The sequence below is a fragment of the Rhizobacter sp. genome (assembly GCF_031412495.1).
Taxonomy (GTDB): domain Bacteria; phylum Pseudomonadota; class Gammaproteobacteria; order Burkholderiales; family Burkholderiaceae_C; genus Schlegelella_A.
The window spans coordinates 1-9927 of the sequence record NZ_JANODC010000552.1; the positions used below are offsets into that span (position 1 = coordinate 1).

General features: G+C 68.5%; 11 protein-coding genes. 6 read left to right on the forward strand and 5 right to left on the reverse strand.

Translation table 11 applies throughout. The annotated features are described in order from the left end of the window. Together ilvN and AC30N0_RS20585 are read right to left on the reverse strand one after the other, a co-directional pair. Window positions 1–191, reverse strand: a 191-nt coding sequence (ilvN, locus tag AC30N0_RS20580) for an acetolactate synthase small subunit (protein WP_489519738.1), incomplete at its 3' end; no start/stop codon positions are given. Beyond that, window positions 188–1963 carry an acetolactate synthase 3 catalytic subunit gene (locus tag AC30N0_RS20585; RefSeq protein ID WP_489519739.1) on the reverse strand — a complete coding sequence of 592 codons (1776 nt, stop codon included), beginning with the start codon at window positions 1961–1963 and terminating at the stop codon, window positions 188–190. The genes AC30N0_RS20585 and ilvN, both read right to left, overlap by 4 nt. Before the next feature lie 250 nt (window positions 1964–2213). Here AC30N0_RS20585 and AC30N0_RS20590 point away from each other — a divergent pair, with 250 nt between their 5' ends. Genes AC30N0_RS20590 through AC30N0_RS20605 form a run of 4 tightly spaced genes read left to right on the forward strand, consistent with a single transcriptional unit; the run spans window position 2214 to window position 4664 of the window. After that, on the forward strand, window positions 2214–2777 hold the full coding sequence (locus AC30N0_RS20590) for an RNA polymerase sigma factor (RefSeq protein WP_489519740.1): 564 nt from the start codon (window positions 2214–2216) through the stop codon (window positions 2775–2777). Next, on the forward strand, window positions 2774–3214 hold the full coding sequence (locus tag AC30N0_RS20595; RefSeq protein ID WP_489519741.1) for a DUF3619 family protein: 441 nt from the start codon (window positions 2774–2776) through the stop codon (window positions 3212–3214). The genes AC30N0_RS20590 and AC30N0_RS20595 overlap by 4 nt, the downstream gene beginning before the upstream one ends. Beyond that, window positions 3211–4095 (forward strand): DUF3106 domain-containing protein, encoded by an 885-nt coding sequence (locus tag AC30N0_RS20600; RefSeq protein ID WP_489519742.1) that lies wholly within the window; start codon window positions 3211–3213, stop codon window positions 4093–4095. The genes AC30N0_RS20595 and AC30N0_RS20600 overlap by 4 nt, the downstream gene beginning before the upstream one ends. Further along, entirely contained in the window at window positions 4092–4664 is a 573-nt protein-coding gene (locus AC30N0_RS20605; protein ID WP_489519743.1) for an RDD family protein, read from the forward strand. The genes AC30N0_RS20600 and AC30N0_RS20605 overlap by 4 nt, the downstream gene beginning before the upstream one ends. Here the strand turns inward: AC30N0_RS20605 and AC30N0_RS20610 are convergent. Then, window positions 4645–4983 carry a P-II family nitrogen regulator gene (locus AC30N0_RS20610; protein ID WP_489519744.1) on the reverse strand — a complete coding sequence of 113 codons (339 nt, stop codon included), beginning with the start codon at window positions 4981–4983 and terminating at the stop codon, window positions 4645–4647. The genes AC30N0_RS20605 and AC30N0_RS20610 overlap by 20 nt on opposite strands. A gap of 124 nt (window positions 4984–5107) precedes the next feature. Here AC30N0_RS20610 and AC30N0_RS20615 point away from each other — a divergent pair, with 124 nt between their 5' ends. Next, the gene (locus AC30N0_RS20615; protein ID WP_489519745.1) at window positions 5108–6310 is read left to right on the forward strand and encodes a GNAT family N-acetyltransferase; all 1203 of its coding nucleotides are present in this window, start codon (window positions 5108–5110) and stop codon (window positions 6308–6310) included. An 18-nt stretch (window positions 6311–6328) separates the two neighbouring features. Here AC30N0_RS20615 and ppa read toward each other — a convergent pair whose 3' ends face one another. Continuing rightward, window positions 6329–6901 (reverse strand): inorganic diphosphatase, encoded by a 573-nt coding sequence (gene ppa, locus AC30N0_RS20620; RefSeq protein WP_489519746.1) that lies wholly within the window; start codon window positions 6899–6901, stop codon window positions 6329–6331. Between the two features lie 202 nt (window positions 6902–7103). On the opposite strand from ppa, the gene AC30N0_RS20625 reads away from it, so the two are divergent. Continuing rightward, window positions 7104–9281 (forward strand): sodium-translocating pyrophosphatase, encoded by a 2178-nt coding sequence (locus AC30N0_RS20625; protein WP_489519748.1) that lies wholly within the window; start codon window positions 7104–7106, stop codon window positions 9279–9281. Here the strand turns inward: AC30N0_RS20625 and AC30N0_RS20630 are convergent. After that, window positions 9267–9927, reverse strand: a 661-nt coding sequence (locus tag AC30N0_RS20630; protein ID WP_489519747.1) for a LysR substrate-binding domain-containing protein, incomplete at its 5' end; no start/stop codon positions are given. The two genes, AC30N0_RS20625 and AC30N0_RS20630, sit on opposite strands and share 15 nt — an antisense overlap.

The window sequence follows — 9927 nt, forward strand, 5'->3', positions numbered from 1 at the left end:
AGGTGCTTGGTGATCTGCTCGATCACCTCGTCGGAGCCGGTGGTGACGATGGTCATTCGCGATAGCGACGCGTCCTCGGTCGGCGCGACGGTCAGCGTCTCGATGTTGTAGCCACGGGCCGAGAACAGGCCGACCACCCGGGACAATGCACCGGGCTCGTTCTCGATCAGGACGGCGATGATGTGCTTCACAGGTCCTCCGATCCGAGCAACATCTCGGTGATGCCCTTGCCGGCCTTGACCATCGGCCAGACGTTCTCGGTGGGGTCGGTGCGCACGTCGAGAAACACCGTGCGGTCCTTGAGGCGAAGCGCCTCGCGCAATGCGGGCTCAACCTCCGATGGCCTGTCGACCCGGATGCCGACGTGGCCATAGGCCTCGGCGAGCTTCACGAAATCCGGCAACGCGTCCATGTAGCTGTGCGAGTAGCGCGAGCCGTAGTCGATCTGCTGCCACTGCCGGACCATGCCCAGGTAGCGGTTGTTCAGCGAGATGATCTTCACCGGCGTCTTGTACTGCAGGCAGGTGGACAGCTCCTGGATGCACATCTGGATCGAGCCCTCGCCGGTGATGCAGACGACCTCCGCCTCCGGTTTCGCAAGCTTGATCCCCATCGCGTAGGGAAGCCCCACGCCCATGGTGCCGAGCCCGCCCGAAATGATCCAGCGCCGCGGCTCGTCGAAGCGGTAGTACTGCGCCGCCCACATCTGGTGCTGGCCGACATCCGAGGTCACGTAGGTCTCCCGGTCCTTCGTCAGTTCCCAGAGCGTCTCGACGACTTGCTGCGGCTTGATCACGTCGGCGCTCTTCGCGTAGGCCAGGCAGTCGCGCTTGCGCCACTCATTGATCTGCGCCCACCAGGGCGACAGGCCCTTGACGTCGGGCTTCGATGCCGATTCGCGGATGTGCGCTGTCAGCTCGTGCAGGACGTCCTTCACGTCGCCGACGATCGGGATGTCGACCCGGACCCGCTTCGAGATCGACGACGGGTCGATGTCGACGTGGATGATCTTGCGCTCCACCGAGGCGAAGTGCTTCGGGTTGCCGATCACGCGGTCGTCGAAGCGGGCACCGACGGCGAGCAGAACGTCGCAGTTCTGCATCGTCATGTTCGCTTCATAGGTGCCGTGCATGCCCAGCATGCCGAGGAACTTCGGGTCGCTCGAGGGGTAGGCGCCCAGGCCCATCAGCGTGTTCGTGCAGGGGAAGCCGAGCAGGTCGACCAGGACGCGCAGTTCCGCCGAGGCATTGCCGAGAATGACGCCGCCCCCGGTGTAGATGTACGGGCGCTTCGCCGAGAGGAGCAGTTGCGCCGCCTTGCGGATCTGCCCGCTGTGGCCCTTGCGCACCGGGTTGTACGAACGCATCTCGACCGACGCGGGGTACTGGAACGGCGCCGTCGCCATCGACACGTCCTTCGGCACGTCGACGACCACCGGTCCCGGCCGCCCGGTGCGGGCGATGTGGAAGGCGCGCTTCATCGTCGACGCCAGTTCGCGGACGTCCTTGACCAGGAAGTTGTGCTTGACGATGGGCCGCGTGATGCCGACCGTGTCGCATTCCTGGAACGCATCGAGCCCGATCGCCGGCGTCGGCACCTGGCCCGTGACGATCACCATCGGGATCGAGTCCATGTAGGCGGTGGCAATGCCGGTGACGGCATTGGTCACGCCCGGGCCCGAGGTCACGAGGGCGACCCCGACTTCGCCGGTGGCGCGCGCATAGCCGTCGGCCGCGTGCACCGCCGCCTGCTCGTGGCGCACCAGGACGTGCTGGATCGTCTCCTGCTTGTAGAGCGCGTCGTAGATATAGAGGACCGCCCCGCCCGGGTAGCCCCAGAGGAACTTGACGCTTTCTGCCTGCAGGCAGCGAACGAGGATTTCGGAGCCGTTCGGGTCCGCTTCGGGGACCGCTGGCGATGGCGCCGCGGCGGCGCGCTTCAGCACGGGGGCTGAGGATTCCATGTTCTTCACCTCTGTGAATTTCTCTGACGAAAAACCATCGGTGCACCTTCCCTCGCCCTCGTGAAGCGGGTGCGGTGCCTGAGCCGATCGCCGCACGCCGCCGCGCTTCGGGCGGCACGAGCGATCGAAAAATGTCGTGCAACCGGCGATTATCGCATCGGCGGCGCGGCCCTGATGTCAGCAAGCCCCTCCGCCCCAGGGCCGATGAGATAATCCGCGCCGCCCGAGCTGCCGCCAAAGGCCCGCTTCATTGGCCACCGACAAAGAACTTTCCGACTTTCTGAAGAGCGTCGAGAAGCGTGCCTGGAAGCGCGCCGTGTACGCCGTCCGGGATGACGATGCGGCGCTCGACATCGTTCAGGACGCGATGATCCGGCTTTCGGAGAAATACTTCGACCGCCCGCCGGCTGAGCTGCCGCTTTTGTTCCAGCGCATCCTGTCGAACGCGACGATGGACTGGTTCCGGCGCCAGAAGGTGCGCAACCAGGTCGTGCGCAATTTCTCGGAGTTCGAGTCCGGCGGCGACGAGGACTTCGACATCCTCGAGACCCTCCAGGCGCTCGGCGGGCCCCTCGCATCGGAGAGTGCGTCGGACTCGGTCTCGCGGGGGCAGATCCTGCAGATCATCGACGCCGAGGTAGCCCAGCTTCCCGGCCGTCAACGCGAAGCGTTTCTCCTGCGTTACTGGGAGGAACTCGATGTCGCCGAGACCGCCGCCTCGATGGGGTGTTCGGAAGGGAGCGTCAAGACGCACTGCTCGCGGGCCGTGCACTCGTTGGCGAAAGCTCTCCGGGCGAAGGGAATCACGTTATGAACCAGCTCGACAGCCCCTACCGCGCCAGCGCTCGTGAGGCCATGGACCTGCGATTCGCCAGCCGGATCGCAGCGTGCCTGAGCGAGAGTGCCGAAAACGTCGCTCCCGACGTCGGCGAGCGCCTGCGCTTTTCGCGTGAGAAGGCCCTGGAAGCGGCTCGGCGGGAACGCCAGGCCTCGCTGCAGGGCGTCGGCGTCACTGCGTCCGGTGCAGCCATCGCCGGCTTCAGCCGGTCGAGCTGGTGGCTTCGCTTCGGCTCGGTCCTGCCGCTCGTGGTCCTGGTCGCCGGGCTGCTGCTCATCCAGGACGGGCAGACCCGGATGCAGGTGTCGATCGCCGCCGAGGTCGACGAGGCCCTGCTGGGCGACGACCTGCCGATCACCGCCTACCGCGACCCGGGCTTTTCCGAGTTCCTGAAGGCGCCGCCCAGCGAATGATGCGCGCCAGGATCGCCGGCGGCGCAGCGGCGGCCCTCATTGCCGCCTGCAGCGGCATCGTCGCGGCCCAGGCGCCTCGGCCGAGCCCGCCGGTCCCGGTCCCGGCCCAGGGCGAAGAAGGCGTGCGCTGGCAAAGCCTCACTAAGGCGCAGCGCGAAATCCTGGCGCCGCTCGAGGGCGAGTGGCCGTCGATCGACTCGCTGCGCAAGCAGAAGTGGATCGCCATTGCCGGCCGTTTCCAGACGCTCGGGCCTGCCGAGCAGGCCCGGATCACGGCGCGGATGTCCGAATGGGCGCGCCTCACTCCGGCCGAGAGGGGCCAGGCCCGGCTTCGCTTCGAGGAAGCGCGCACGGTGCCGGCGCCCGATCGCAGTGCGCGCTGGGAGGCCTACCAGGCCTTGCCGCCGGACGCCCGGCAACGCCTCGCCGAGCGCGCCTCGGCCTCGACCGCGACCGCGGCGCCGGAAGCGCCACGCCGGGAAGCCGCTCGACGCGATGCCTCTCCCGGCCGGGCCGCGTCGTCGCTGCGGGACGCGCGGGACGGCCGCGAGGCCAAGGCCAACGTCATCCCCAATCCGGCGTCGGTCCAGCCTGGGCTGCGGCAGGTCGCGCCGGGCATGGTGCAGGCAGCCCCTGGCGCGACGACGATGCCCATGACCCGGCGTCCGACGCCCCCGCCGCACCAGCAGACCGGCATGCCGAAGATCGCCGCCACGCCCGAGTTCGTGAACCGGTCGACCCTGCTGCCGAAACGGGGCCCGCAGGCGGCAGCGGTGACGACGACGTCGGTTCAGCCGGCGCCGCCGGTGCGGGTGACGCCGATCACCCAGCCGCTCGTGATGCCTCCGGCGGCATCGAAAGAGCCTCCGACAACGCAATGACCTCGCCGCCCGGCGGCGAGGCCGGACGGTCGACCGCGCCCGAGCCACCGCGCACGCCCTCGCTGCGTCGCCGCATGGCCAGCTTCGTCTACGAAGCCATGCTGCTGTTCGGCCTGGGCCTCGTACCGGGCGCCGTGGGCGCGATGTGGGTCGCACGCAGTGGCCAGGCGAGCCTGCAAAGCGACACCGTGCTGCGGCTCTTCGCCTTCTTCTTCTACGGTGCCTACTTCGTCTGGTGCTGGTCGCGCCGAGGCCAGACCCTGGCCATGCAGACCTGGCGCATCCGGCTGGTCGGGCCGGACGGAGCGCCGCCGTCGCGATGGCGCGCCCTCTGCAGGTACCTCGCCTGCTGCGCGTTCTGGTTCCTGCCCGCAACGCTAATCACCCGGCTCTGGCAGCTGCCGCCCTGGCCGAGCCTGGGCTGGACGGTAGCGGGGATCGCGCTGTACGCGCTCTCGGCGCTGACCGAGCCGAGCCGTCAGTTCTGGCACGACCGCCTGTGCCGGACCCGGCTCGTCGACGCCCCTCGGGAACCCGCGGCTTCCGGCGTCAGACCGCGTCCTCGTTGAGCTCGCCGGTGCGGATCCGCACCACGTGCTGGATCTCGGTGACGAAAATCTTGCCGTCGCCGATCTTGCCGGTCTTGGCCGCCTTGATGATGGCGTCGATGCAGCGCTCCGCGTCGGCTTCCTTGACGACGACCTCGATCTTCACCTTGGGCAGGAAGTCGACCACGTACTCGGCGCCCCTGTACAGCTCGGTGTGGCCCTTCTGCCGGCCGAAGCCCTTGACCTCGGTCACCGTCAGGCCGGAGACGCCGATCTCGGCGAGCGCCTCGCGCACCTCCTCCAGCTTGAAAGGCTTGACGATGGCGGTGATCTGCTTCATGGCCGGCTCCGGAATGCGGATGGATTCTCCCGAGTTTAGGACCTTCGACCTAACATCGGCGGGCGCGCAGGCCGGATGCCGATCGCCGACGATGACGAACCAGCCTGCGATGGCCTCCTGACCCATGAGTGACGACGCCGAACGTCGCCGTCGAAGCGACTGGGCCACGACCGAGCACGTCGTCCGTGTCTTCGGCGACCTTTCCGAGATCGACGACGTTGCCTGGCGTGCGCTGCTCGAGGCCCGGCCTTCGGCCAACCCGTTCATGTCGCTTGCTTACCTGCGCGCGCTCGACGACTCGCGGAGCGCCGTTGCCGAAACCGGCTGGGCGCCTCACTTCCTGGGCCTCGAGGAACGCGGCGAGCTGGTGGCGGCCTGCCCGCTGTACCTCAAGGAGCACTCCTACGGCGAGTACGTGTTCGACTGGGCCTGGGCCGACGCCTACCGACGGCACGGCCTCGAGTACTACCCCAAGCTGCTGGGCGCCGTGCCGTTCACGCCGGTGCCGGGGCCGCGCCTTCTGGCGCGATCTCAGGCGCACCGGGTCCTGCTCCTGCGCGGCATGGAGCAGCTCGCCCGCAACGCCGGGCTGTCGTCGGCGCATCTGCTCTTCCTCGACGAGGCGGATCAGGCGGCAGCGCGGGAGGCGGGCTGGTCTATGCGCAGCACGGTGCAGTTCCACTGGACCAACCGCGAGCCCCTGCCGTATGCGGACTTCGCCGACTTCCTCGCCGGCCTGCAGCGAGACAAGCGCAAGAAGATCCAGCAGGAAGTCCGCCGGGTGCGAGACGCGGGCGTCTCCTTCAGCGTGGCCGCGGGCCCGGCGATCGGCGAGGACGACTGGGACTTCTTCTACCGCTGCTACACCCTCACCTACCGGGCCCATCACTCCACCCCGTACCTGACGCGCGACTTCTTCAGCCGCTCGGCCCGGACATTGGCCGACCGCTGGCTGCTCTTCACCGCCTGGCGCCAAGGCAGGCGCGTGGCCACCTCGCTGGTCGCCATCGACCCGGAGCGCAAGCTCGCCTTCGGCCGCTACTGGGGCGCCGTCGACTACGTCCCCTGCCTGCACTTCGACGCCTGCTACTACCAGCCGCTGGCCTGGTGCATCGCCAACGGCTACCGGCGCTTCGAAGGCGGCGCGCAGGGGGAGCACAAGATGGCGCGCGGCCTGCTGCCGGTTCAGACCTGGTCGGCGCACTGGCTGGCGCACCCGCAGTTCGCCCGCGCCATCGACGACTACCTGGCGCGCGAAGGCGCCGGCGTCGAGACGTACCTGAGCGAGCTCGACGAGCGCCGTCCGTTCAAGGCGACGGCGGAGTAGTCCGCTCGCCCCGGGCGGCTACTCCGATCGGTCCGCAGCACGCCGGTCGCGCAGGCGCCGCGGCGTGTTCTGGTAGGCGACGACGCCGGCCTCGATCTCCGCCCGCGCCGCCTCCGGCCCGCCCCATCCCTGGACCTTGACCCACTTGCCCTCCTCGAGATCCTTGTAGTGCTCGAAGAAGTGCTGGATCGTGCGCAGGCGCAGGTCGTTCATGTCCTCGGGCTTCTGCCAGTGCGCGTAGATCGGCAGGATCTTGTCGATGGGCACGGCCAGGATCTTCGCATCGCCGCCGGCCTCGTCCTCCATCTTGAGGACGCCGATCGCACGGCAAGTCACCACAATCCCGGGCACGAGGGGAAAAGGCGTGATGACGAGCACGTCGACCGGATCGCCGTCGTCGCAGAGGGTCTGCGGAACGTAGCCGTAGTTGCACGGGTAGTGCATCGCGGTGCTCATGAAGCGGTCGACGAACATCGCGCCGCTCTCCTTGTCCACCTCGTACTTGATGGGGTCGGCGTTCATCGGGATCTCGATGATCACATTGAACTCGTCGGGCGCCCGGGGCCCCGGCGTGACGTTGTGCAGGCTCATGGCACTCGCGCTTTTCGATGGGAGGACCCGATGTTAAGCGTCGCATCGACGCGAATCACGGTGCGTTCAAACGCCCCCGGCGCCGCCGCGAACGCGCCATCCCTTAACATTCGCGGGTTTGTCCGACCGTGCACTGCAGACGGCCGGCGCAGAACGTGAAGCGACCGAATCGCCGCATCCGAACGAGGAAGGAACTCTCTTGATCTCCACCACCACAGCGCTCTACATCGCCCTGGCCTGCGGCGTCGCCGCCGTCGTCTACGGCTTCGTGCAACGAAGCTGGATCCTGGCGCAGAGCGCCGGCAACGCACGCATGCAGGAGATCGCCGCGGCGATCCAGCAGGGCGCCGCCGCCTACTTGGCACGGCAGTACAAGACAATCGCGGTGGTCGGTGTCGTCCTCGCGATCCTCATCCTCATCTTCCTCGACACCATGACGGCCGTCGGCTTCGTCCTCGGTGCCGTCCTGTCCGGTGCCTGCGGCTTCATCGGCATGAACGTGTCGGTTCGCGCCAACGTCCGCACCGCGCAGGCGGCGACGCTGGGCATCGGCCCGGCGCTGAACGTCGCCTTCAAGGGCGGCGCGATCACCGGCATGCTGGTCGTCGGCCTGGGCCTGATCGGTGTCGGCGCCTTCTTCTGGTACCTGAGCGGCGGCACCAAGGTGGATCCGGCGACGCTGAAGCCGCTGCTCGGCTTCGCCTTCGGCTCGTCGCTGATCTCGATCTTCGCCCGCCTCGGCGGCGGCATCTTCACCAAGGGCGCGGACGTCGGCGCCGACCTCGTCGGCAAGGTCGAGGCCGGCATTCCGGAAGACGACCCGCGCAACCCGGCGGTGATCGCCGACAACGTCGGCGACAACGTCGGCGACTGCGCCGGCATGGCCGCCGACCTGTTCGAGACCTACGCGGTGACGCTGATCGCGACCATGGCGCTGGGTGCGCTGATGGTGACCGGCGCGACGGTCAACGCCGTCGTCTACCCGCTCCTGCTCGGCGGCGTCTCGATCATCGCCTCGATCATCGGCTGCGCCTTCGTCAAGGCCTCGCCGGGAATGAAGAACGTCATGCCAGCGCTCTACAAGGGTCTGGCCGTCGCCGGCGTGCTGTCGCTGATCGCCTTCTACTTCGTGACCATGGCCATGTTCCCGCAGCCGATGGCGCTGGCCGGTGGCGGCACCGTGACGGCGATGTCGCTGTTCGGCGCCTGCGCCGTCGGCCTGGTCCTCACCGCGGCGATGGTCTGGATTACCGAGTACTACACCGGCACGCAGTACAAGCCGGTGCAGCACATCGCCCAGGCATCGACCACCGGCCACGGCACCAACATCATCGCCGGCCTCGGCGTCTCGATGCGCTCCACCGCCTGGCCGGTGCTCTTCGTCTGCGTCGCGATCCTGGTCTCGTACTGGCTCGCCGGCCTGTACGGAATCGCCGTCGCCGCCACCGCCATGCTGAGCATGGCCGGCATCGTCGTCGCCCTCGATGCCTACGGCCCGATCACCGACAACGCCGGCGGCATCGCCGAGATGTCCGACCTGCCGGCCAGCGTCCGCGACGTCACCGACCCGCTCGACGCGGTCGGCAACACCACCAAGGCGGTGACCAAGGGCTACGCGATCGGCTCGGCCGGCCTCGCCGCGCTCGTGCTCTTCGCCGACTACACGCACTCGCTCGCCGGCCGTGGCATGAACGTCAGCTTCGATCTGAGCGACCCGCGCGTCATCGTCGGCCTCTTCATCGGCGGCCTGATCCCCTACCTGTTCGGTGCGATGGCAATGGAAGCGGTCGGCCGCGCCGCGGGTGCCGTCGTCGTCGAGGTGCGGCGCCAGTTCCGCGACATCAAGGGCATCATGGACGGCAGCGGCAAGCCGGAATACGGCCGCGCCGTGGACATGCTCACCACCGCGGCGATCAAGGAAATGATCATTCCGTCGCTGCTGCCGGTGGTCGCACCGATTCTGGTCGGCCTGTTGCTCGGCCCCGCCGCCCTCGGCGGCCTGCTGATGGGCACCATCGTCACCGGCCTCTTCGTCGCCATCTCGATGTGCACCGGGGGCGGGGCCTGGGACAACGCCAAGAAGTACATCGAGGACGGCCACCACGGCGGCAAGGGCAGCGAGGCGCACAAGGCCGCCGTCACCGGCGACACCGTCGGAGACCCCTACAAGGACACCGCCGGCCCGGCCGTGAACCCGCTGATCAAGATCATCAACATCGTGGCACTCCTGATCGTCCCCCTGCTGCCGATGGCGACGGCTTCGAGCGTCGCTGCGCCGCACGGTGCACCCGCTTCCGTCACGTCCCCGGCGACGACCTCGACCTCCCCGGCGAACGTGGCGCCGGCGAGCGCAGCGAGCGCGGCTTCAGGCCCGCGCTGACGGGAAGGGCACGTACTCGGCGATCAGCGCCGCGCCGTCGGCCAGCAGGAAGTCCTTGAACGCCTGGGCGACGGGCGGCAGGCGCTTCTGCGTGCGGTGCACGACGTACCAGTTCAGCATCACCGGGAAGCCCTCGACGTCGAGGACGGCGAGGCTTCCGGCGTGCAGCTCGCGGGCCACCGTGTGCGCCGAGAGGAAGCTCACCCCCATTCCGGCCATCACGGCCTGCTTGATCGTCTCGGTGCTGCGGATCTCCATCGCCACGTGGAGATCGACCATCGCGGCGCCGAAGCTGTCGGCCATCGAGTTCCAGGTGTCCGAGCCCTTCTCGCGCACGACGAAAGGCTGGCCCGCGATGCGCTCGCGCCGGATCGCCCGCTCCCCGACCCAGGGGTGATCGGGCGCGGCGACGATGACGTAGGGGTGCGGCGCGAACGGCAGCTGCACCGTGTCCATGTCGGTCGGCGGCCGGACCATGATCGCCAGGTCGGTGAGGTTGTGCGCGATCTGGCCGAGCAGGCCCTCGCGGTTGTGCACGCTGAAGTTGAGGCTGACGTCGCGGTGCCGGCGCACGAACTCGACCAGCAGGCGCGGGAAGAAGTAGTCGCCGGCGCTGATGACGCCGACGTTGAGCCGGCCGCCCGCG